At 66.9% G+C, this 299-nt stretch carries 1 protein-coding gene; it reads left to right on the top strand.

The window, feature by feature from the left end; genetic code table 11:
* Positions 1 to 299, top strand: a 299-nt coding sequence (gene pgk, locus SB764_RS39265) for a phosphoglycerate kinase (RefSeq protein WP_410866646.1), incomplete at both ends; no start/stop codon positions are given.

The raw sequence follows: 299 nt of genomic DNA, 5'->3' as shown, positions 1-299 counted from the left end.
CCGATCTGATCGCCGAAGGCAAGCTATCCGGCAAACGCGTGTTTATCCGCGCCGATCTGAACGTGCCGCAGGACGATCAAGGCAACATCACCGAAGACACCCGTATCCGCGCCTCCGTGCCGGCTATCAAGGCCGCGCTGGACGCAGGCGCCGCCGTGATGGTCACCTCGCACCTGGGCCGCCCGACCGAGGGCGACTTCAAGCCGGAAGACTCGCTCGCGCCGGTCGCGAAGCGTCTGGCCGAGTTGCTCGGCCGCGACGTGCCGCTGGTCGCGAACTGGGTCGAAAACGGCGTGAAC

Origin of the sequence: Paraburkholderia sp. SIMBA_027 (assembly GCF_046535315.1) — a bacterium.
Classification (GTDB): domain Bacteria; phylum Pseudomonadota; class Gammaproteobacteria; order Burkholderiales; family Burkholderiaceae; genus Paraburkholderia; species Paraburkholderia tropica.
This window is presented reverse-complemented; position numbering and strand designations above follow the sequence as displayed.